Raw genomic sequence first — 21,491 nt, 5'->3', positions numbered from 1 at the left:
GCCAGCGGTAAATATTTTAGCAGAAGCCACAAAACCACATATCAGAGAATTATACGGCAGTTGCGATTTGCCAAGAGAAGTACGACTGCGGCGTTTGAGAGATTCCGACGGTAAGCAAGTATGATGAGTTCGTTTGCCAAGCTGTATTTGAGTCATATGACACGCTTGTCACCAGCCTTGTATCTGCACAGGATTTTCGCAACTGCCCAAAATATCATCATGAAATGTTCAATTGTTGGGCTGGCAATCGTTTAGTACGCGTCGGGCAGATTGTTTTTTGACGCAATGCGAACCGGAAATTCGATGGAATAAAGCGTGCGCATTTGAACGCCTGTCAAAATCCTCTGCGGTTTAGTTCGTTGGCAAGCTAAAATTTCGGTTTTTTGGCTTTTCCAACACGGGCAATTCTCTTGATTGCAAAAGTGGCACGCAACTTGCTTTGGAGAAAATATCCGCAGGTGGCGGCGCACGATTGGGCGTTGGGACCTGCAAGATTAGCGCGCACAACTAGGTAGTGAGAGAAGCCACAATGACAAAATACAAACTCGAATATATCTGGCTCGACGGTTACACACCGGTCCCAAATCTTCGCGGCAAGACGCAGGTCAAGGAATTTGACGCTTTTCCAAAGTTGGAACAGCTGCCGCTCTGGAACTTCGACGGAAGTTCGACTTTGCAGGCCGAAGGCCGGAGTTCGGACTGTGTTCTGAAGCCTGTTGCGGTTTATCCTGATAGTGAGCGCAAGAACGGCGTTCTGGTCATGTGCGAAGTTATGATGCCCGACGGCAAGACACCGCACCCATCCAACAATCGCGCAACCATTCTTGACGATGAAGGCGCATGGTTCGGTTTCGAGCAGGAATACTTCTTCTACCAGAACGGTCGTCCACTCGGCTTCCCTGAAACCGGCTACCCAGCGCCACAGGGTCCTTATTACACCGGTGTTGGCTATAGCAATGTTGGTAGCGTTGCCCGCCAGATTGTCGAAGAGCACCTCGATATCTGCCTCGCTGCTGGTCTGAACCATGAAGGCATCAATGCTGAGGTGGCCAAGGGTCAGTGGGAATTCCAGATTTTCGGCAAGGGCTCGAAGCGGGCTGCCGACGAAATCTGGATGGCTCGCTATCTCCTGCAGCGCCTGTGCGAAAAGTACGGCATTGATGTTGAATACCATTGCAAGCCACTCGGTGACACCGACTGGAACGGTTCCGGCATGCATGCCAACTTCTCGACTGCGTTTATGCGCGAAGTCGGTGGCAAGGACTATTTTGAACAGGTCATGGCTGCATTTGCCGATGCCTGCGATGACCATATTGCCGTGTATGGACCAGACAACCATCTGCGCTTGACCGGCAAGCACGAGACTCAGTCCATTCATCAGTTCAGCTATGGTGTTGCTGATCGTGGTGCGTCGATCCGCGTGCCACATAGCTTCGTGAACAGTGGCTATCGTGGTTATCTTGAAGATCGCCGTCCGAACTCGCAGGGTGATCCCTACCAGATCGCTTCGCAGATTCTGCGCACCATTGCGTCGGTTCCGGAGCCTGTTGCCGACACACTGGCTGCCTGACTTTAATGCTTCCGGCATGGCGCGGGTTTCTGCGCCATGCCGTTTTTCTTTAGTGGGCCTTTAGGCCTTTGCACAATATGTGCGCGATTATCCGGTCCAGTTGCCGACGGACCCGATACCAATCTCAAAAGCAAATCGCCGATCACTCAACCCGCATGCCCTCTCGGGTTGATGGTTGTTTCGATACGCCTATGCGTACTCAGGGTGGAATGTGATCTCACTTGCAATCTTTAGGCGAGAAGATCATGCTGTCTTTGCAATGCCATCGACTGCGACTCTGGGGTAAATTTGATGCGCAATTCACCTGCAAATATTCCTGAATTCGAGACATTTTCAGCCACAATCGAAGTGCAGATTCCGCGCGATGACTTCGAGTGATGCGTTGAACGCGTTTCATTCAATAGGGACGGGAGCCATCGAGGCATTGTTAAACCGGAACGCATGGTGCGTACCGGGGGAAACGCGAACCATACTCGCAAGGAACACATGAAAATGAACCAGTTTCTTACAAAGACGCTCGCCGCATCGGTGATTGTTGGCGCCGGAATGACCTTTTTTGCCCTCCCGGCATCTGCAGCCAGCACTGCGGCCCAGTCCGTCACCAAGGAATGCAGCACTCAATATCAGGCAGCCAAGGATGGGAACAAGCTGAATGGCCAGACATGGCCACAGTTCCTCTCAACCTGTAGTGCCAATCTGAAGACAGACGCAGCAGCACCTGCTCCCGCTCCGGCGGTGAAGGCGAAAGACGCCATGAAACCGGCAAAGGCACAGACAACGGCGGCAGCACCCGCAGCTGCGGGCGCGATGTCCGGAAAGGCTGTAACCAAGGAATGCAGCACGCAGTATCAGGCAGCCAAAACAGCTGGTACACTGAATGGCCAGAAGTGGCCGCAGTTCCTTTCGGCTTGCAGTGACAGCCTGAAGTCGGATCAATCCGACGCGACGCCGCCGCCGGAACCAACCGTTGCGCCAACCAAAGCTGCTGCCAGCAAGGCTGCCACAGCACCGGAAACATCCGCCAATGGCAAGCCGCTGTCCCCCGGTGAGATTGCGTTCCGCTCGCGCATTCGCGAATGCGGCGATGAATGGCAGAAGGCAAAGGCTGCCAACAAGGTTGCCGGTCAAACTTGGCCGCAATATTGGAGCGCATGCAACACGCGCCTGAAGGCCGAATAACAGCGAACAGACATAGAGCGTTTGCTCTTTGAAACTCTAGAAACGCCCGGATAGGACGATCTCCTGTCCGGGCGTTTCAGCTTGCAACCTCCAGCCTTTTCTGGCGTCATCCAATTCCCATAGAGAATGGATAATGTTCAGTTCTGCGCTCGCAAAAGGAGAATCCCATGCCGATACAAGATCTGGTCAACACGATAGCAACGGAAGCCAATCTTGATCCGCAGGTGGCGGAAAAGGCGGCGGGCACTGTGCTTTCCGTGCTTCAGCATGAAGCACCTGAGCAGGCCGCAACTCTGTTTGCCAACATACCCGGCGCGGCGCAGCTGGCGCAGAGCTTTGATGTCATGGCTGCGGGCAATCAATTGGGTGGTTTACTGTCCAGCATAACCGGGTTTCTTGGTGGCGCTGCGGGTGAAAAAGTCGGGGCAATCGTCAATGGTGTCGCGACGCTCAAGGCGAGCGGTTTGACAGTGGAACAAATTCAACAGGCTGGTTCTGCGGTCGTTGCCCATGCCAAGGCTTCCGCTGACCCGGAGCTGATTGACAAGATTGTAGCCTCTGTTCCCGGGTTAAAAGGCCATTTCGGCTTCTGAAATATACGGGCGGCAAGTGTACAGGCTGACATTGACAGCCTTTCCGGTTAAACCGCTCCTTTACCGTCAATGTGAGGCGGAGGAGCGGATGAAATGAACGGGACACGACGTGCGGTTTACTTTGCGCTTGGATGGGTGATGGTCGCGCTCGGGTTTATCGGGGCGCTGCTTCCCGTCATGCCTACGACCATTTTCCTGATCATCGCCGCGTGGTGCTTTGGTCGCTCTTCCCCACGCTTTGAAAAATGGCTGCTGGAACATCCGATCTTTGGGCCGACATTGGTCCAGTGGCAGCGCCATGGTGCCATTCCAGTCCGGGTGAAATGGATTGCCTGTGGCGGCATGGCATTCGGCTATGGTTCGTTCTGGTATTTTGCCCGGCCGAGCCCGCTTCTCGGCGCGGTGGTCGCTTTGTTCTTCATCGCCTGCGCCTGGTATGTCGTGTCACGTCCAACTGTCTAGCAAAACGATAACCATATTGGTCCGAATCGAAGCAGCGACCTCCATTCGGCCCAGAACCATTCCATACCGCTGTTGTTCAGGATCATTCCCAGCCCAGTAATTGCTGGAACTGGCGGGACGCCAGATGCCACAGGCAAAAACCAGTTGACAAGCCCATTCAAAAATCCAACTCTATTACATTAAAAGGGGATATATTCCATTATAATGGAAATACTGAATAGGGAGTGGCGGTGGCTGATTTACTTGTAAGCTTGTACACGGACAAGCTGGCGGAGCTAAAAAACAAAGCTGACAATGTCGCTGTCACGATCCGCCCTGTGCTTGCGCCAGAAGCGCAGCTGGTCACAGATTGGGTTCGTGAGCATTTCAGCGCAAACTGGGGCAGTGAAGTTGCCGTTGCCATCACGCGCCAGCCCTCCGCCTGTCTTATCGCGATTGAGAACGGCGAGCTTGTGGGATTTGCCTGCTATGATGCAACCGCGCGCGGCTTTTTTGGCCCCACCGGCGTTCATCCTGACAAACAGGGAAAAGGCATTGGCCTTGCTCTGTTTTCGGCCACCCTGCAGACAATGAAAACACTCGGTCATGCCTACGCGTTTATCGGCGATGCGGGGCCTGTGGACTTTTACGCCAAGGCAGCCGGTGCCATTGAAATCCCGGCCAAAGACAAAGGCATTTATGAGGGCATGTTGCGCGCCAAGCGCACCTGACCCCGTTTCCAATCAGATCTTATGGAGTAAATACAGTGTCCAGCCAATTGCCTCTCGCCCTGTTTGTCGGCATTCCGAACACAACCTTGTCTTCAGACGAAATTGCGCTGTTTCGCGAGACCAATCCGCTTGGCCTCTTCGTTGGTCGCCGCAATCAGCGCGAGCCGCAGCAGGTCAAGGCACTGATTGAAAGTTTCCGTGAGGCTGTCGGCCGCGAGGATGCACCTGTCTTTACTGATCAGGAGGGCGGACGTGTGCAGCATCTGGATGCAGGTCCTTGGCCACTGTTCCGCAGCTTTGGCGAATTTGCAAAGCTGGCCCATCACGATCTTGAACTGGCGCGCGAAGCCTTGCGTCTTTCCTCCCGCGCCATGGGAACCATGATGACCGAGCTTGGTCTTTCCAGCGGCTGTTCGCCAGTGCTTGATCTGGTGTTCGACACGACGAGCGATGTTATTGGCGCGCGTTCGTTTGGTTCTGATTCCGAGCTTGTCACCATTCTTGGCCGCGAAGTTGTCGATGGACTTCTCGAAACCGGCAACATGCCCGTGATCAAACACATTCCCGGTCATGGCCGCGCGACGCTTGATTCCCATAAGGAGCGCCCGGTTGTTGACGCCAGCAAGGAAACTCTTCTGGCTACCGATTTCAAACCCTTCATTGATCTGAAGGATACGCCATGGGCTATGGTGGCCCATGTGGTCTATTCCGCCTATGACAAGGAGCAGCCCGCTTCCGTTTCGCCTGTCATGCTCGATGTGATCCGCAAGGATCTGGGTTATGAAGGCGTGCTCATCTCCGACTGCATTTTCATGAACTCATTGACGGGCACAATGCCTGAACGCGTCGCACAGGTTCTTGATGCCGGTTTTGACATTGCGCTGCACAGCCATGGCGATCTTGCCGATAGTGAAGCGGCTGCAAAGGCTTCCCGCCCGCTGACTGAAGAGGCGGCCCGCCGCATCGCTGCTGCCAATGCCCGCCTTGGTTCGTTGAAAGTTGATGTCAAAGCTGCCCATGCGGAAGTTGAAGACATGTTTGCCAGCGCACTCGTCAGTTGAACGCGTTTAACAATAAAAACAGGGGAATACGCATGTCGAGAAACCGTCTGTTTGCAGCAGCATCTGCAATGCTGTTCTTGTCAGCACCTGCCATGGCGCAGAGCGTGCTGACCGTCAATATCGAACCTGCCACCACATGGGTGCGCAATTTCAATCCGTTCAATCAGACATCAGCCCGTCAAAGTACGCTTGATTTCATCTATGAGCCGCTTGTCATTTTCAACCGCTTTGACAATAACAAGCCGAACTTCCGTCTGGCCGAAAGTTTCAAGCTGGCCGATGATCTGAAGAGCATCGAGTTCAAGTTGCGGCCTGATCTCAAATGGTCGGATGGCAAGCCGTTCACGTCTGCTGACGTGAAATTCACCTATGACTATCTGAAGAAATTCCCGGCACTCGATTTTGTCAGCATCTGGAAGTTCATCAGCAGTGTTGATGTCGTGAATGCACAGACGGTGCGTTTCACACTGGTCAATCCAAGCTCGCTTGCGGCTGACCAACTGGTGCAGGTGCCAATCATTCCGGAGCATGTCTGGAAGGATATCGCCGATCCCGTGACCTTTGCCAATGAAAGCCCTGTTGGTAGTGGCCCGATGACTGAGATTGTCAGGTTCACAGGCCAGACTTATGACCAGTGCCGCAACCCGAACTACTGGGATGCAGCCGATCTCAAGGTCGATTGCATGCGCTTCCCGCAATTGGCTGACAACAATCAGATACTGACGGCGACCGCCAATGGCACACTCGATTGGGGTGTCTCGTTCCTGCCTGACGTGGAAAATACCTATGTCGCCAAGGACCCCGCGCATTTCCATTACTGGTATACGCCGGGTAGCATGGTGGCTTTCCTGTTCAATCTGGAAACGGCAAACGAGAATAACCGCAAAGCGTTCAATGACGTGAAATTCCGCCGTGCCGTCAGTATGGCGCTCGATCGTCAGGGGATGATTGATGTGGCTGGTTATGGCTACCCGACCCTGAATGATGATCCATCAGGCATGGGTGAACTCTACAAGAACTGGTCTGATCCCTCCGTCCTCGCGGACTTCGGCAAATATGGAAAATATGACACGGATGCCGCCAAGGCTTTGCTTGATGAAGCCGGTTATGCGGATAAGGATGGCGATGGTTTCCGCGACAATCCTGATGGGTCAAAGCTGTCATTCTCGCTGATCGTGCCCAATGCCTGGACCGACTGGATTGACACGGTTCAGATTGCCATTGAAGGCATGCAGGCGGCGGGCCTCGATGTGAAGATTGCCACACCGGAGGAGGCTGTCTGGTCTGGTAATCTCATCAATGGCTCATTCGACATGGCCATCAACAGCCTGCCGGCCGCCGCATCGCCCTATTACCCCTATCAGCGCGCCTTTAACGAGACCGACAAGGGCAAGACCCGCTTTACCGCGCAGCGATGGTTCAATCCCGATCTCGTCAAACTGCTGGTTGATTTCACCCGCACCGCCGATCCGGCGGCCCAGAAGGATGTGATGAACAAGGCGCAACGCATTGTCGCGGAAAACCTGCCCATGATGCCGGTGTTCAACAATCCGAACTGGTACCAGTATAATACCAAGCGCTTCACCGGCTGGTCGACAAAGGAACATCCATTCGTCAATCCTTCGATCACGCGCAACAATCCGGCGCGTCTCATTCACCTTCTGGCGCTTGAGCCGGTCAAATAGGCATCGCAACAGGCGAGGGCGGTTTTAGCCGCCTTTGCCGCGATGGGGGATGCATATGGCTTTTTTGCTTCGACGCCTCGGATTCTATCTGGCAGCCTTCATTGCGGCTGCCACGATCAATTTCTTCCTGCCGCGCCTCATGCCGGGAGATCCGATCCAGATCATGTTTTCCAGCACCGGCACCGAACTGTCGGCGGAGAATCTTGAGTCGTTGAAACTGACATTTGGCTTTGTTGACGGGCCGCTTTGGCAACAATATCTGACCTATCTGCAGAGCATCTTTACCGGCGATCTCGGCCGCTCGATCAAATATTTCCCGCTGCCTGTAACCGAAGTTCTCGGCCATGCGTTGATCTGGACGGTCGCTCTGATGGGAACAGCAACCCTCATCAGTTTCACGCTCGGAACGTTTCTCGGCATTCTCGCTGCATGGCGGCGGGGCAGTGTTTTCGATGTGGTCGTATCCGTTGGCGCGATCTTCGCTACATCGGTTCCGGCGGTTGTTACATCGCTGATCGTGTTGTTTTTCTTCGGGTTCACGCTCAACTGGTTTCCAACAGGCTATTCGGCTGATCCTGCGCTCGATCCGTCTTTCTCGTTCACCTATATCGCGAGCGTGCTCTATCATGGCATTCTGCCAATGGTGACGCTCTGCTCGGTGCTCACAGGCGGATTTGCCGTGACCATGCGCAACAATATGATCAATCTCCTCGGCGAGGATTATATCGTCATGGGGCGAGCAAAAGGCCTTTCCGACAATCGGGTGATGATCTGGTATGCGGCGCGCAATGCGCTTTTGCCAACCGTCAGCAGCCTAGCCATCGCCATTGGCACCGTGCTTGGCGGCTCACTGGTAACTGAAGTTGTGTTCAACTATCCCGGCCTCGGCAATATTCTCTATCAGGCGATCCTCGCCCGCGATTATCCCGTCATTCAGGGCCAGCTTCTGATCATGACCATCGCCATGCTTATCGCCAATTTCATCGTGGATATCAGCTATGTGCTGCTCGATCCACGCCTGCGGAGGACATGAGCCATGAAACCACTCATTGCCGGACTTGTCCGCAACCGCAAAGCACTTGTCGGGATGATCATCCTCCTGATCATTGTACTGATCGCCCTCGCGGCACCACTTTTGACAGAATATAATCCCGCCGCGCGTGTGGGCAGACCGCATCAGCCACCTTCGGCTGACCATTGGCTTGGCACGACGCGCATCGGGCAGGATGTCTTCGCCCGCCTGATTTACGGGGCGCAAACCTCGCTTGCGGTGGGCTTCGGGGCCGGACTAATAATCACGGTGCTAGGCACTGCGCTTGGTATTATTGCCGGTTATCGCGGCGGCAAGACCGATGAGATCATCAGCTTCTTCACCAATATGGTGCTGGTTGTTCCCAATCTGCCACTGCTTCTCGTGCTTGCTTCATTCATAGGTCAGGCCAGTCCGCTGGTGATCGCTGTTATTCTTGGGCTTACATCCTGGGCGTGGGGTGCCCGCGTGACGCGTGCGGAGACGCTTTCCGTCAAGCAAAAGGATTTCGTCAAGTCCGCCGAGATGATGGGCGAGCCGCGCTGGCGCATCATGACCTTCGAAATCTTCCCGAACCTGATTTCCATTGTCGGTATCAATTTCATCGGCAGTGTAATCTTCGCCATCATCACCGAGGCGACGCTGGAGTTCCTTGGTCTCGGCGATCCCAAGACCGTGTCATGGGGTATGATGCTTTATAACGCGCAGAAGGCATCCGCCCTGTCGGTTGGTGCGTGGTGGGATATTCTAACGCCCTGTTTCGCGCTCGCGCTTCTGGGCATCGGACTTTCCCTGTTGAATTTTGCCGTGGATGAGATCGCCAATCCGCGTCTTCGGACGGGCAATAGCATGAGCCGCTGGTCCGCACTCATCCGTTCCGGGGAGGGCCGCCTGTGACCACACCTCTGCTTCAGGTGAAGAACCTCACCATCGACTATATCGGCGACAAGACAGATTTTCGTGCTGTGGATGATGTCAGTTTTGATGTGGCCCATGGTGAGACGTTTGGACTTGCCGGTGAATCCGGTTGCGGCAAAAGCACGATTGCATTTGCCATCAGTCGCTTGCACAAACCTCCGGCACTGATCCGCTCCGGCCAGATATTGCTGGAGGGCAGGGACGTCCTTGACCTCAATCCGGCACAGCTGCGTGATTTTCGCTGGCGGGAGGTTGCCATGGTATTCCAGAGCGCGATGAATTCACTCAATCCGGTGCTGCGTGTTGAAGCGCAGTTCTATGATGTGCTGCGTACCCATCAAGGGATGAGCAAGGCGCAAGCACGCGAGCGCACTGCGGAAATGCTGCGTCTTGTCGATATCCCGCCGGATCGTATGAAGGATTATCCGCACCAGTTTTCCGGTGGCATGCGTCAGCGTATCGTCATTGCCATCTGCCTTTCGCTGAACCCGAAAATCGTTGTCATGGACGAGCCGACAACGGCGCTCGACGTGGTGGTGCAACGGGAAATCCTGCAACGCATCAATGAGCTACGCCGCACGTTCGGCTTTTCGGTATTGTTCATCACCCATGATCTCGGTCTGATGGTGCAGTTCTGCGACCGTATCGGCATTATGCTGGCGGGCAAACTGGTCGAGCAGAATACCGCCGAGAAAATCTACGGTGATCCGCAACACGATTATACAAAGAAACTTTGGGCTTCCTTCCCGTCGCTACATGGGGAACCGGTTATGGAAAGGGTGCCGACATGAGCGAGCCGCAGACCGCTATCCTTGCGCTCGACCGGGTATCAAAATCCTTTGGCCGCCCGCCATTTCAGGTGAATGCCGCGCAGTCGGTTTCCTTTGAATTGCATGCGGGCAGAACCCTTGCGCTTGTCGGGGAATCCGGCAGTGGCAAGACCACCTGTGCGCGGCTGGTGATGCGGGAATATACACCGAGCGAAGGCCAGTTGCTGTTCAAGGGCAAGCCTGTTTCAACGGATAATGCCAAAGCGCTCGCCGCCTATCGCCGTTCAGTCCAGATGATTTTTCAGGACCCGTTTTCCTCACTCAATCCGGCTCATACGATTGACTATCATCTGCGCCGTCCATTGCAGCTGCATCGGCGTGATCTCAGGGGTAAACAGATCGATGCGGCGATTGAAGAGTTGCTGACGCGGGTCAAGCTTGATCCGAAAATCGTTGCGCAGAAACACCCGCACGAACTCTCCGGCGGCCAGCGTCAGCGTGTCAACATCGCTCGTACTCTCGCCGTTGGTGCGCAAGTGATTGTTGCCGATGAGCCCACCTCCATGCTCGATGTTTCGGTGCGGCTTGGAGTGCTCAATCTGCTTAATGAGATGAAGCGCGATATGAAGCTGGCGCTGCTTTATATCACCCATGATATCGCCACCGCCCGTTATGTCGCGGAGGATATCGTCGTCATGTATGCGGGACAGGTCGTCGAGTGGGGTAACGTCAACAAGGTCATCGATAATCCGCAGCATCCCTATACCAAGCTTCTCCTGTCAGCCGTGCCGGACCCGGAAATGCGGTTTGATGATCCAAAGGCCCAATTGAAGGCTTCTGATGTGGAAGAGGTCAGGCGTTTGTCCGCCGTTCCGCAGGACCGCGTCATTGCCATTGATCAGGACCATTTCATCCGTCAGGTGGCAAGCATGCGTGCGGCGTAAAACGCCTCCTTGCGATTGACTGAAACTGCCGGATGATTGCACAATCCTCCAAATCGAACCAAAGCCGATGTTCCGGCTCTGGTTCGCGTGCGTGATAGTACCTAGATTGGGCGGGTGTTATCCGAGGAGACCTGCCGTGGACAAAATCACCGAACTTGCACAATTGATCGAAAAGCATACGGGCGCCGATGGCCTGTTTTCGACGGATATTCCGCGTTTGAATCTCGCGCGGGCCACGGCCCCGACTGAACCGAACCATGTTGTCCACGAACCTGCCGTCTGCGTCATCGCGCAAGGTCGCAAGCGGACAATGCTTGGCGATGAAGTCTATTACTACGACAAGGCAACATACCTGACCGTATCTGTTGACCTTCCCATTGTTGGTCATGTCATCGAGGCATCGGAGGACGAGCCTTATCTCTCCATGAAACTCGATCTTGATCCCACCATGCTCAGCGCATTGCTGCTTGAAGCGCCGAAAGAAAGTTTCAGCAACCAGCTTCCAGACCGGGGCATGTCGCTCAATCCGATGGGGCCGGAACTGCTTGATAACGTTGTGCGCCTCATTCGCCTTTTGGACTCGCCAAAAGACATTCCGATGCTGGCACCGCTTACCGAGCGCGAGTTGCTCTACCGGTTGCTGACCGGTGAGCAATCAGGGCGTTTGCGCCAGATTGCCCAGTCCGAAAGCCGTCTGCATCAGGTGAACAAGGCAATCGGTCTGATCAAGCGCAATTTCCGTAAGACATTGCGCATCGAACATGTGGCATCCGAAGCCAATATGAGCCCGTCTTCGTTCCACCAGCATTTCAAGGCGGTCACATCGATGAGCCCGCTGCAATATCAGAAGCAGCTTCGCTTGCAGGAAGCGCGCCGGTTGATCCTCAGCCAGTCGCTGGATGCTGCAACGGCAGGTCATACGGTTGGCTATGACAGCCCGTCGCAGTTCAGCCGTGAATATGCGCGCCTTTTCGGTCAGCCGCCACTGCGTGATATAGCCCGGTTGAAAGACATGCCCGACTATCTGCTTGAAGGCTAAAGTCGCTTGCCGGTCGCCTTGTCAAAAATATGCAGGGCGCCGGCATCGATGGCGAAACGTTGGGCAACCCCTGCCGTGATGCTGGATTTTGGCGGCAGGCTGGCGGTCAGGCGCTGATTGCCGATGGTCGAGGTGACGACCAGTTCCGGGCCTGTCAGTTCGACCACTTCCACCATCGCATCAATGCCTAGCGCCGTATCTCCTGATGCTGCGATGCTTAGGCTTTCCGGGCGGATGCCGATAACGACATCACGCACCTGACCGGCCTTTTCCCTGACCTCTTCCGGCAAGACGAAACTGCCGATCGACCCGTCAATATGGGCCACTCCGTCAGCCACGGTTGCTTCCAGCATGTTCATTGGCGGCGATCCAACGAAGCTTGCGACATAACGGGTAGCCGGGCGGTTATAGACTTCATCGGGTGTTGCCAATTGCTCGATCTGGCCGTCGCGCATCACCGCGATCCGCGTTGCCAGCGTCATCGCCTCGATCTGGTCATGGGTCACATAGACAATCGTGGTTCCCAGCATCAGATGCAGACGCTTCAACTCCGTGCGCATTTCCATGCGCAGTTTGGCATCGAGGTTTGAGAGCGGCTCGTCAAAGAGAAATATTTGCGGATTGCGCACGAGCGCCCGTCCGATGGCAACGCGCTGGCGCTGGCCGCCCGAGAGTTCGGAGGGTTTACGCTCAAGCAGATTTTCGATCTGCAGGATTTTCGCAGTCTTCTGGATGGCCTCCGTGCGCTCTTCTGCCGGAACCTTGCGCATTTCCAGCCCGAAACCGATATTGCGTGCCACGGACATGTTTGGGTAGAGCGCGTAGGACTGGAACACCATGGCGATATCACGGTCTTTCGGATGCACACCCGTCACCGAGCGGTCGCCAATACGAACATCACCTTCCGTCGCCTCGGCCAGTCCGGCTATAATATTCAGAAGTGTGGATTTTCCGCAGCCGGACGAGCCAAGAAGCACCAGAAACTCACCGCTTGCCAGCGAGAGATCAATGCCTTTCAGGGTTTCTACAGTGCCGTAGCGTTTGCGGATGTCGATAAGTTCAAGGGCGCTCATAGCGCATTCTCCGGCATGGTATCGAGGTCATGGCTGTCATAGCGGCGCGGTACGGTTGAAATGGCTTTGGAAGCCACATGGACACCGGCGGCGATGCATTGCTGCAACGGCATTTCTCTGGCGAGAGCGGCCAGAAAAGCCGCGTTGAAAACATCACCAGCACCTATCGTATCGGCAACGAAAACCAGCGGTGCATCGGTTTTTACCAACTCATTATCCGAGCCAACGGCCAATGCCCCATCCGGTCCGCATTTGACCACGACAATCGCATTGTCCGGCATCAGCGCCTTGAGTTTGTGTGCAGCTTCAGCAGGCTCAACACTATTGGCAAGGCGGGTTGTCTCCACCTCATTGAACAGGGCGCAATGGCAGCGCGATAGCCATTTGCGGGTCGCCGCGCGATTGGCTTCTGTCCAGCCGCCGATTGGCCAGCCCGTATCCAGTGCAATGCGAATATCGTTGGCATCGGCCCAATCGAACAGCGCATCATAATCTGCGACCAGTGTGTCGGTCAGGAATGATCCGCATAGAAGGATGTAACCACCACGCAACTGCCTGACATCGAGCATATCAAGCACCTCCGGCCATGAAAGCGCGCCGAGATGTCCGCGCGTGGTGAAAAATGTGCGCTCGCCATTGGGATGCGTGATGCCGACCGAAAGGGTGGTGCCCGTTGGAGCAATCGGCCAGCGCTTACCCCTTTCCCCGAATTCCTTGTGCAGCCATTCGCCGAACTGGTCAGTCCCGACATTGGCGGCGATCTGGAAATCAATGCCTAGTCCTTCCCACGTCAGAGCCGAATTACCGGCAGAACCACCGACACGCAGTTCGTCATAATCAACCATGATCTCGGTTCCCGGCGTCGGCCAAGGATCGGCAGGACCGAGGATCAGGTCAACATTCACATTTCCAATAACAGCCAGCGGACGCATGATCTCACTCGCTCCGTGTAATCTTGGTCGAGCGAACGGGCGTTCCCACATCCGCTACGCGCTCACCGGCAAAAGCGATCATGAAACGCTGGGCGGCAGGCAGAAGAGCGAAGATGGCTGCGACACCGGCAGCTTCACCAATATCTACCGTTGTTGCTCCATCAATTGGAGCCTCGCCTGATGCGTCAAACACGATGACAGGTGATCCCGCTTCGGATGCAGATATTGCCATTCTTGCGACGAGTTCAGCGGTGGTGTCCTTGGCGCGAAACAGCACGACACCAATCTTTGGCCCGAGCATCTCCATCGGGCCATGGCGTAGCTGACCGCCTTCCAATGAAAAGCAGGGAATGCGTGACAGTTCCGTGAGGCCCAGAGCAATGGCCTCGGCAATGCCCTGCAAACGGCGACCGGATGTGACGATGGATGAAACTCCGCTCAATGTCTTAACGGCAGCATCAATGTCGGGTTTGCCACCTTCTCCAAGGAGCTTAAGTGCAGTCGACGGATCGTCGCCAAGCGCGGCCAGAACGGCAAGATGCAGCGCAAAGCTTACGGTGAGACTGCGGGTCGCAGCGAAAGCGTTTTCTGTTCCACCGGCACCAACCAGTGAAGGCACGGTGCGGGCCAGAGTTGATCCGCCTTCGAGCGTCAGCCCAAATGTATCAGGGACAATCCCGGCTTCATCAAACCAGCGCAGCACTTCAGCGCTTTCGCCTGACTGGGAGGTCACAAGAATTGTTTTACCGGCAATCGGCACGGGCTGACCGAGCTGCTCTGACAAAGGCATGGCGACGGCATCAATACCCAAGCTGCGATAGAGCGGCTCAACGGCACGGCTGACAGCGTGAGAACCGCCCATGCCAAGCAGCAGAAGGCGGCTGGTCTTGCGTAGCGATTGGGCGATTGTTGCGGCAAGCGACGCTGCGGTCTCGAAGGAAGCAATCGCATCTGCATTCTGCCGTGCCATTTCCTTTTCGATTGCCACAAGACCCGCTGGCCGGTTTGTATCAGAAGTCATACTCATCCTTTGACGCCGCCATTGGTCAGGCCCGAAATCAGGGCACGCTGCATGAAAAGACCGATGATCAGCGGCGGCAGGGCGGCCAGCACACCCGCTGTAGCAATCAGTCCGTAATCAGAGACCCGCCCGCCCGCCAGATCGGCAATGGCGACGGTGAGAGTCTTGGCCCGCTGGTCAGAGGTGAACAGCAGGGCATAGAAGAATTCATCCCATGCAAGCAGAAAGGCAAAGAGCGCAGCGGTTGCCATGACAGGAGCAGCGAGCGGCAGGGTGATCAGGCGCAGGATCTGGTCAAGTCGCGCGCCATCAACGGTAGCGGCGCTCTCAATTTCGCGCGGAATGGAATCGAAACCGGATTTCATCAGCCATGTGGTGAAGGGCGCAAGGATCGTAAGGTAAACCAGCGCCAGCCCGAAAACATTGTTGAGAAGGCCGAGCCACGACAACGCCATGTAAAGCGGGACGGCCAAGGCAACCGGCGGCAGCATATAGGTGGCGATAACCGCGTAGAGCGACCAGCCGACGCTTGGCGTGCGCGATACCGCCCATGCGGACGGAATGGCCACAAGAAGCGCCGCCGCGGTTGCCATGCCTGCCACCTCGAGGCTGTTGAACAGCGAAGCAACGAATGCTTCACCCGCACTGTTGGCAGCACTCGACAGGAGCACACCATAACGCGACAGATCGATGGTCTCAGGCCACCAGCGCAGGGGCTTGGTAATGAGGTCAGTGGTCGAGGAAATGCTCATGATGAACAGCCAGAGCACAGGCGCAAGAATAACTGCTGCCAGCAGCAGGGCCGCAATATAAACAAAGATGGTGGCTGTCAGGCTGCGGCGTTCCATCAGGAGGCTCCTGCACTTTTGCGGATCAGGGCCGCATAGGCCACGGCGAGAACGGTCACGAGAAGCGTGACAATCAATGCGAGCGATGCGCCGGAACCTGCGCGTTGGAATGAAAATGCTTCCTGATAGACGAGGATCGACAGGGTGCGGGTGCTATTGGCAGGCCCGCCACGGGTCATCACCCAGATAATGTCAAAGACCTTGAAGGCTTCAATGGTGCGCAGGACCAGCGCGACCATCAGCGGGCCTGCGAGATAGGGCATGATGACAAAGCGGAAGCGCGACCAGGCACCGGCACCGTCCACCATGGAGGCGGCGGTGATATCGCGAGGCACTGCTTGAAGTGCCGCCAGCGCGATCAGGGCAACCAGTGGAAAATTCTTCCAGCAGTCGGCAACGATCAACGCGGTCAAGGCAGTGCCGGGTTCGCCCAGCCACGACCGGTAGGTATCGAGAAGGCCGATCTGTGTCAGCGCAGCGTTGAGGGCACCATATTCAGGATTGTAGATCAGCCGCCACAAAGTAGCATTGACCACCGTTGGCAATGCCCATGGCAGGATCATCAGCGCTCGCAGCACGGAGCGGCCATAAAACTGCTGGTTCAGGAGCAGGGCGGCGAGGACGCCGATCACCATTTCCGCCGCAACGGAGAGAACGGCAAACAGCGTGGTGGTGATCAAGGTGCGCTGGAAATTCGAGCCGGACAGGATTTTCACGTAATTGTCGATACCGACGAAATTGCCTTCGGTGCCAACCAGTTTGGCATCGGTGAAGGACAGGCGCACCGTATCGACAAGCGGCCAGCCGATAATCGCGATCATGACGATGAGGAGTGGCAGCATCAGAAGCCACGCGCGGGTCGTAATCCAATTGCTCGTCATAAAAATCAGCCTGCCACAATATCAATCATTGAGAAAGATACGGGCGGCAGCAATGTTCTGCCGCCCGCATGGTTGGATCAGAGTCCGCTGTTCTCGGCGGCGGTTTTCAGCGCATCCTCAGGCTTGCTCTGGCCCAGAAGCGATTCCTGAACGGCCTGCTGCAGCGCGGTCGACAGTTCCTGATATTTCGGCGTTGTCGGGCGTGGATACATGGCGGCAAGGCTCTGCTTGGCCGCTGCAATCAGTTCTTCCTGACCCTTGGATACAGCCGGGTCCGTATAGGACGATGCCCAGATCGGCAGGCTCAGCTTGGCATACTGGTTCTGCGTCTGCTGGGAGGTCATGAAAGTGATGTACTTCCACGCTTCGTCAGGATGTTTGCTGGTTGAAGTGATGCCGAGACCCATGGAGCCATTAACGGCTGAAACCGTGCTCTTGCCATCAATGCCGGGAGCGGGGACGACACCGACCTTGCCCGCGACCTTGCTGTCCTTCGGATCATTGGCCATGTTGTACATATAGGTCCAGTTGAGCGCGAAAGCGGCTTCGCCATTCTGGAATACCCGGCGCACATCCTCCTCAAGGAATTCCTTGGAATTGGGGTTGGTCAGGCCAGACTTATAACTGTCGACCATATAGTTGAGTGCATCAAGACCGCCGCCCGTCTGGAAAACCGGTTTGCCATCCTTGATGAAGCTGCCGCCATAGGCGCTGACCAGCGTGGTATAGTCGCAAATGGCCGCTTCCGCCTGCGACCAGCTCCACGCGATCGGCGTTGCCAGCAAACCCTTGTCCTTGATGACCTTGGCCTGTTCGGCCAGTTCACCCCAGGTCTTTGGCGGCGTCTTGATGCCGGCCTTTTCGAGGATTTCCTTGTTGTAGAACAGATATTTGGTATCGAGAATCCACGGCATGCCGTAGCGCTTGCCCTGATATTCGACGGTGGTCCATGCGCCGGGGAGAACGCCCGTTTTCATGTCGCCGGTGATCTTGTCCGATACATCGAGCAACACCTTGTTGGTGGCATATTCGGCAGGCCAGATCACATCGAACAGAACGACATCGTAACCGCCGCCCGAACCCTGCGCCAGAACGGTCTTGTCGTGCAGACCTTCATAGGGAACGAATTCAAGATTGACCGTCACATCAGGATTGGCCTTGGTGAAGGCTTCCGTCATCGCGCGGACATCCGCCTCGCTATAGGCGGCCTGTGCCATGAACAGGGCGTTGATCTTGGTTTCCGCATGGGCAGGAGAGGCGAGTGCCGCTCCCAGAAGGGTCGCGCTTAGAAGCGCTGTCTGGATAGATTTCAACATGATACCTCCTATTGGCTTATAGCTCGCGCACCATCCATTATAGACAGCGCCGATTGGTCGTCACAGTCCGGGAGCTTTTCTGTTCAGGATCTGCCCGTGACGTGTTACGTCCAGCCAGCGCTCACATTCCCCAAGACTCTTGTGGTCTTTTGCATTAAATCAATTGTCTTGACTTATTTCTTGATCAATATTGTTCTGGTGTCAAGAGGGGACAGAATGGACGCGAGAAAATCGATCCGGGCCAAAAGTGGAACCAATCTGGGTGGTGCGAGTGCGCACAACCGGCGCATCATGATTGATGCTTTGCGGGTGAATGGTGCGCTGTCCCGTGCCGATCTCGCGCGAGCGACCGGACTGACGCCGCAGACAGTCTCCAACATCATTGAAGAACTGGCCAGTGACGGGCTGGTGCAATCGCAGGCCAGCGTCCGCAAAGGGCGCGGCCAGCCCGCGACGCCGTATCAGCTTGTGCCCGAGGGCGCCTTTGCCATCGGCTTGCAGATTGACCGGCACATCACGCGAGCGGTGATTGTCAATCTTGTTGGCGACGTGTTGGTGCAGTTTGAGTCCAAACTACCGGCGGGTGGCCCATCCGAAGGTGTTGTCGTTATTCTTGATCTGGTTGAAAAGGCCCGTGAAGCGCTCACGTCCCAGTTCCCGCAGGCGCGAAGAAAGCTCGTCGGCCTTGGCCTCGCCATGCCCGGTCCGTTTGGTATCAACGAGCTTTATGACGATCCATGGATGATGACAGCATGGCAGAATTTTCCGCTGGTTGAGCGGATTGCCGAAGGCACGGGCCTTGAAGTTGCCTTGCAAAACGACGCCTCTGCGGCGGCGACGGCGGAGCGGTTGATGGGTGCAGCCCATGGCCTTGATCATGTGGTCTGCATCTATCTTGGCTATGGCCTTGGTGCCGGGTTGATCCTCAACGGCGAAATTTATGGCGGTGCTTATTCCAATGCTGGCGAGATCGGCATGATGCTGGCGCTGGCACCCGGTGACGGTGCGGATGTGGAGCCCTTGGAGCATTACACATCCATGGCCTCGCTATGCAATGTGCTGGGGCTCGATCGATCTGATCCCAAGCTGTTCGAACTTGTCACCGATGCGGTGGTCAAGGGCGGGCCTGCCGTGGAGCGCTGGATCGACAATGCTGCGGATCGCCTGCGCCGGACGGTGCAGATGCTGGAATCCATCTTTGATCCGCAAACCACGATTCTGTGCGGCGGAGCGCCGAAGGTGTTGATCGACAGCCTTATCACGCGCATGGAACCCATTCTGCCGTCTATTGCCGACCGGGCGCTGCGTTACCCGGAGCCCCGCCTGCAGGCAGGGCTCGCTGATCCTTGGTCGGTCGCCTTGGGAGCGGCAGCGGAGCCGATTGCGCGGGCTTTCGATCCACGCTTCTCGGCAATCCTGAAAACCCCTTAAGCCGCGTCTTTGATCGCGTCACCCAGCATCGACACAATGGTATCGATCTGTTCTTTCTCGACGATCAGTGGCGGCGAAAGAGCGATGATGTCGCCAGTGACGCGCACCAGCAGACCCTTCTTGAAGCAGTCGGTAAACACATCATAACCGCGCCCGCCGATGGCATCAGGACGTGAGGCAAGTTCAATACCGGCGACCAGACCAATTGTGCGAATGTCAACGACGTTCGCAAGACCCTTGAGGCTATGGAGCGCACCCTGCCAATGCTCAGCCATGTCAGCGGCACGGGTGAGCAGGCCCTCCTCTTCATAGACTTCGAGGGTTGCCAGACCGGCGGCACAGGCAACAGGATGCCCGGAATAGGTATAGCCGTGGAAAAGCTCAATCTGGCTTTCAGGTCCGTGCATCAGCGCATCGTGAATGGTTTCACTGGCAAAAACAGCACCCATCGGCACGGCACCATTGGTCAGACCTTTGGCGGTGGTGACGAGATCAGGCACAACGCCAAAATAATCGACCGCAAAAGGCGTTCCGAGGCGACCAAAACCGGTGATGACTTCATCAAAAATCAGGAGAATACCGTGTTTCTGGCTGATCGCCCGCAGCCGCTCCAGATAACCCTTTGGGGGCAGGAGAACGCCGGTTGATCCGGCAACCGGCTCGACAATGACGGCAGCAATGGTCTCGGCGCCATGCAGCGCAACCAGCCGCTCCAGATCATCAGCCAGATCAGCGCCATGTTCAGGCAGACCTTTGACGAAGGTATTGCGAACCGGATCATGCGTATGGCGGATATGGTCGGTGCCCGGCAGAAGCGGGAACACGCGGCGATTATTGACCAGCCCGCCGACGGAAATGCCGCCAAAGCCGACGCCGTGGTAGCCGCGTTCGCGGCCAATGACGCGCGTGCGGGTGCCCTGACCGATGGAGCGCTGATAGGCGATGGCGATCTTGAGCGCCGTATCAACCGACTCCGAACCGGAACCGGTGAAAAACACTTTCGTCAGTCCAGCCTTCTTGCCGCCGGGGGCGCGTGCTGCGAGCTTTTCGGCAAAGTCGAATGCGAGGGGATGTCCCATCTGGAAGGAGGGCGCATAGTCCATAGTCACCAGCTGGCGCGCTACCGCATCAGCGATCTTTTCGCGGCCATGGCCAGCATTGACACACCAGAGGCCCGCCGTGCCATCGAGCACCTGTCCGCCATCGACATCGGTGTAATACATGCCCTTGGCGGAGGCGAGCAGGCGTGGTGCCGCCTTGAACTGCCGGTTCGCCGTAAATGGCATCCAGTAATTTTCGAGTGACGGGGTATTGCTCATCAGCATGGTGGAGGCTCCTCTTCTACGGATAGGGAGCCATGCTTTCTATTTGCCAACAAGTCCTTTTCTACGATTCGATAACATATTGATTTTATTTATATCATACTCCATAAATTTTCTATATCAAACATGTAGAACAGCTGATGAGGCAGGATATGCAAATTGATCTGGGCGGGCGGCTCCGGTATCTCAGGCAAAGACACGATCTCTCGCAGCGTGAACTTGCCAAACGGGCCGGTGTTACGAATTCCACGATTTCGCTGATCGAGTCCAATCAGACCAATCCGTCGGTTGGCGCACTGAAACGCATCCTCGATGGCATTCCAATTGGTCTTTCCGAGTTCTTTGCTATCGAGCCCGATCTCAAGCAAAAGGTGTTCTACGAGGCGGGTGAACTGGTTGAGATCGGCAAGGGCAATATCTCTTATCTCCAGATTGGCGAAAACCTGTTTGGCAGGGCGTTGCAAATCCTCAAAGAGCGGTATGAACCGGGCGGCGATACTGGCCGGGTCATGCTTGTACATGAAGGCGAGGAGGGCGGTGTCGTCATCAGCGGCAGGATTGAAGTGACTGTGGATGACCAGCGGCGCATTCTTGGTCCGGGCGATGCCTATTATTTCGAAAGCCGCCAGCCGCACCGCTTTCGCTGCGTTGGTCCAAACCCTTGTGAAATTGTCAGCGCCTGCACGCCGCCGACGTTTTGATCAGT

At 55.9% G+C, this 21,491-nt stretch carries 21 protein-coding genes; 14 read left to right on the top strand and 7 right to left on the bottom strand.

Annotation, left to right across the window (positions count from 1 at the left end; genetic code table 11):
• The first annotated feature begins 529 nt into the window (after positions 1 to 529).
• The 12 genes from FHW17_RS13655 (at position 530) to FHW17_RS13600 (ending at position 11,961) form a co-directional block, all read left to right on the top strand.
• Entirely contained in the window at positions 530 to 1,570 is a 1,041-nt protein-coding gene (locus FHW17_RS13655) for a glutamine synthetase beta-grasp domain-containing protein (RefSeq protein ID WP_112522501.1), read from the top strand.
• A 492-nt stretch (positions 1,571 to 2,062) separates the two neighbouring features.
• On the top strand, positions 2,063 to 2,749 hold the full coding sequence (locus FHW17_RS13650) for a hypothetical protein (RefSeq protein WP_112551979.1): 687 nt from the start codon (positions 2,063 to 2,065) through the stop codon (positions 2,747 to 2,749).
• Between the two features lie 167 nt (positions 2,750 to 2,916).
• Positions 2,917 to 3,342 carry a hypothetical protein gene (locus FHW17_RS13645; RefSeq protein ID WP_112522503.1) on the top strand — a complete coding sequence of 142 codons (426 nt, stop codon included), beginning with the start codon at positions 2,917 to 2,919 and terminating at the stop codon, positions 3,340 to 3,342.
• Between the two features lie 93 nt (positions 3,343 to 3,435).
• Positions 3,436 to 3,804: a YbaN family protein gene (locus FHW17_RS13640; RefSeq protein ID WP_112522504.1), complete on the top strand. Its 369-nt coding sequence runs from the start codon at positions 3,436 to 3,438 to the stop codon at positions 3,802 to 3,804.
• 230 nt (positions 3,805 to 4,034) lie between these two features.
• Positions 4,035 to 4,514: a GNAT family N-acetyltransferase gene (locus FHW17_RS13635; protein WP_112522543.1), complete on the top strand. Its 480-nt coding sequence runs from the start codon at positions 4,035 to 4,037 to the stop codon at positions 4,512 to 4,514.
• Positions 4,515 to 4,549: 35 nt separating this feature from the next.
• Positions 4,550 to 5,575 (top strand): glycoside hydrolase family 3 N-terminal domain-containing protein, encoded by a 1,026-nt coding sequence (locus FHW17_RS13630; protein WP_112522505.1) that lies wholly within the window; start codon positions 4,550 to 4,552, stop codon positions 5,573 to 5,575.
• Positions 5,576 to 5,607: 32 nt separating this feature from the next.
• Positions 5,608 to 7,260: an ABC transporter substrate-binding protein gene (locus tag FHW17_RS13625; protein ID WP_112522506.1), complete on the top strand. Its 1,653-nt coding sequence runs from the start codon at positions 5,608 to 5,610 to the stop codon at positions 7,258 to 7,260.
• Positions 7,261 to 7,315: 55 nt separating this feature from the next.
• A complete protein-coding gene (locus FHW17_RS13620) occupies positions 7,316 to 8,293 on the top strand; it encodes an ABC transporter permease (protein ID WP_112522507.1) in 978 nt (325 codons plus the stop codon).
• Positions 8,294 to 8,308: 15 nt separating this feature from the next.
• Positions 8,309 to 9,187 (top strand): ABC transporter permease, encoded by an 879-nt coding sequence (locus FHW17_RS13615; RefSeq protein WP_112522544.1) that lies wholly within the window; start codon positions 8,309 to 8,311, stop codon positions 9,185 to 9,187.
• Positions 9,184 to 9,999, top strand: a complete 816-nt coding sequence (locus tag FHW17_RS13610) for an ABC transporter ATP-binding protein (protein ID WP_091883001.1) — start codon at positions 9,184 to 9,186, stop codon at positions 9,997 to 9,999. The genes FHW17_RS13615 and FHW17_RS13610 overlap by 4 nt, the downstream gene beginning before the upstream one ends.
• The gene (locus FHW17_RS13605) at positions 9,996 to 10,922 is read left to right on the top strand and encodes an ATP-binding cassette domain-containing protein (protein WP_182510103.1); all 927 of its coding nucleotides are present in this window, start codon (positions 9,996 to 9,998) and stop codon (positions 10,920 to 10,922) included. Before FHW17_RS13610 ends, FHW17_RS13605 begins: the two co-directional genes overlap by 4 nt.
• A gap of 136 nt (positions 10,923 to 11,058) precedes the next feature.
• Entirely contained in the window at positions 11,059 to 11,961 is a 903-nt protein-coding gene (locus FHW17_RS13600; RefSeq protein WP_227989148.1) for an AraC family transcriptional regulator, read from the top strand.
• Here FHW17_RS13600 and ugpC read toward each other — a convergent pair.
• The 6 genes from ugpC to FHW17_RS13570 all read right to left on the bottom strand — a co-directional run bounded on the left by ugpC (position 11,958) and on the right by FHW17_RS13570 (position 18,032).
• Positions 11,958 to 13,034 carry a sn-glycerol-3-phosphate ABC transporter ATP-binding protein UgpC gene (gene ugpC, locus FHW17_RS13595; protein WP_112522509.1) on the bottom strand — a complete coding sequence of 359 codons (1,077 nt, stop codon included), beginning with the start codon at positions 13,032 to 13,034 and terminating at the stop codon, positions 11,958 to 11,960. The genes FHW17_RS13600 and ugpC overlap by 4 nt on opposite strands.
• On the bottom strand, positions 13,031 to 13,966 hold the full coding sequence (locus FHW17_RS13590; protein WP_112522510.1) for a carbohydrate kinase family protein: 936 nt from the start codon (positions 13,964 to 13,966) through the stop codon (positions 13,031 to 13,033). Before FHW17_RS13590 ends, ugpC begins: the two co-directional genes overlap by 4 nt.
• Before the next feature lie 4 nt (positions 13,967 to 13,970).
• A complete protein-coding gene (locus FHW17_RS13585; protein WP_182510102.1) occupies positions 13,971 to 14,993 on the bottom strand; it encodes an SIS domain-containing protein in 1,023 nt (340 codons plus the stop codon).
• Positions 14,990 to 15,835, bottom strand: coding sequence for a carbohydrate ABC transporter permease (locus tag FHW17_RS13580; protein WP_112522512.1), 846 nt, complete (start codon positions 15,833 to 15,835; stop codon positions 14,990 to 14,992). The genes FHW17_RS13585 and FHW17_RS13580 overlap by 4 nt, the downstream gene beginning before the upstream one ends.
• Positions 15,835 to 16,716 carry a sugar ABC transporter permease gene (locus FHW17_RS13575; protein ID WP_112522513.1) on the bottom strand — a complete coding sequence of 294 codons (882 nt, stop codon included), beginning with the start codon at positions 16,714 to 16,716 and terminating at the stop codon, positions 15,835 to 15,837. Before FHW17_RS13575 ends, FHW17_RS13580 begins: the two co-directional genes overlap by 1 nt.
• 77 nt (positions 16,717 to 16,793) lie before the next feature.
• Complete coding sequence (locus FHW17_RS13570) at positions 16,794 to 18,032, bottom strand: extracellular solute-binding protein (protein ID WP_112522514.1); 1,239 nt, start codon at positions 18,030 to 18,032, stop codon at positions 16,794 to 16,796.
• A 216-nt stretch (positions 18,033 to 18,248) separates the two neighbouring features.
• On the opposite strand from FHW17_RS13570, the gene FHW17_RS13565 reads away from it, so the two are divergent.
• Positions 18,249 to 19,463 (top strand): ROK family transcriptional regulator, encoded by a 1,215-nt coding sequence (locus tag FHW17_RS13565; protein ID WP_112522515.1) that lies wholly within the window; start codon positions 18,249 to 18,251, stop codon positions 19,461 to 19,463.
• Here FHW17_RS13565 and FHW17_RS13560 read toward each other — a convergent pair.
• A complete protein-coding gene (locus FHW17_RS13560; protein ID WP_112522516.1) occupies positions 19,460 to 20,788 on the bottom strand; it encodes an aspartate aminotransferase family protein in 1,329 nt (442 codons plus the stop codon). The two genes, FHW17_RS13565 and FHW17_RS13560, sit on opposite strands and share 4 nt — an antisense overlap.
• 149 nt (positions 20,789 to 20,937) lie before the next feature.
• On the opposite strand from FHW17_RS13560, the gene FHW17_RS13555 reads away from it, so the two are divergent.
• Positions 20,938 to 21,486: a cupin domain-containing protein gene (locus FHW17_RS13555; RefSeq protein ID WP_112522517.1), complete on the top strand. Its 549-nt coding sequence runs from the start codon at positions 20,938 to 20,940 to the stop codon at positions 21,484 to 21,486.
• Positions 21,487 to 21,491 lie beyond the last annotated feature (5 nt).

Source organism: Phyllobacterium sp. P30BS-XVII (assembly GCF_014138335.1).
Lineage (GTDB): Bacteria > Pseudomonadota > Alphaproteobacteria > Rhizobiales > Rhizobiaceae > Phyllobacterium > Phyllobacterium meliloti.
This window is presented reverse-complemented; position numbering and strand designations above follow the sequence as displayed.

Excerpts from the sequence above, each read along its gene's own strand:
- FHW17_RS13655 (WP_112522501.1), top strand. The coding sequence starts at position 530 with ATGACAAAATACAAACTCGAATATATCTGGCTCGACGGTTACACACCG.
- FHW17_RS13650 (WP_112551979.1), top strand. The coding sequence starts at position 2,063 with ATGAACCAGTTTCTTACAAAGACGCTCGCCGCATCGGTGATTGTTGGC.
- FHW17_RS13645 (WP_112522503.1), top strand. The coding sequence starts at position 2,917 with ATGCCGATACAAGATCTGGTCAACACGATAGCAACGGAAGCCAATCTT.
- FHW17_RS13640 (WP_112522504.1), top strand. The coding sequence starts at position 3,436 with ATGAACGGGACACGACGTGCGGTTTACTTTGCGCTTGGATGGGTGATG.
- FHW17_RS13625 (WP_112522506.1), top strand. The coding sequence starts at position 5,608 with ATGTCGAGAAACCGTCTGTTTGCAGCAGCATCTGCAATGCTGTTCTTG.
- FHW17_RS13620 (WP_112522507.1), top strand. The coding sequence starts at position 7,316 with ATGGCTTTTTTGCTTCGACGCCTCGGATTCTATCTGGCAGCCTTCATT.
- FHW17_RS13605 (WP_182510103.1), top strand. The coding sequence starts at position 9,996 with ATGAGCGAGCCGCAGACCGCTATCCTTGCGCTCGACCGGGTATCAAAA.
- ugpC (WP_112522509.1), bottom strand. The coding sequence starts at position 13,034 with ATGAGCGCCCTTGAACTTATCGACATCCGCAAACGCTACGGCACTGTA.
- FHW17_RS13590 (WP_112522510.1), bottom strand. The coding sequence starts at position 13,966 with ATGCGTCCGCTGGCTGTTATTGGAAATGTGAATGTTGACCTGATCCTC.
- FHW17_RS13585 (WP_182510102.1), bottom strand. The coding sequence starts at position 14,993 with ATGAGTATGACTTCTGATACAAACCGGCCAGCGGGTCTTGTGGCAATC.
- FHW17_RS13580 (WP_112522512.1), bottom strand. The coding sequence starts at position 15,835 with ATGGAACGCCGCAGCCTGACAGCCACCATCTTTGTTTATATTGCGGCC.
- FHW17_RS13575 (WP_112522513.1), bottom strand. The coding sequence starts at position 16,716 with ATGACGAGCAATTGGATTACGACCCGCGCGTGGCTTCTGATGCTGCCA.
- FHW17_RS13570 (WP_112522514.1), bottom strand. The coding sequence starts at position 18,032 with ATGTTGAAATCTATCCAGACAGCGCTTCTAAGCGCGACCCTTCTGGGA.
- FHW17_RS13565 (WP_112522515.1), top strand. The coding sequence starts at position 18,249 with ATGGACGCGAGAAAATCGATCCGGGCCAAAAGTGGAACCAATCTGGGT.
- FHW17_RS13560 (WP_112522516.1), bottom strand. The coding sequence starts at position 20,788 with ATGCTGATGAGCAATACCCCGTCACTCGAAAATTACTGGATGCCATTT.
- FHW17_RS13555 (WP_112522517.1), top strand. The coding sequence starts at position 20,938 with ATGCAAATTGATCTGGGCGGGCGGCTCCGGTATCTCAGGCAAAGACAC.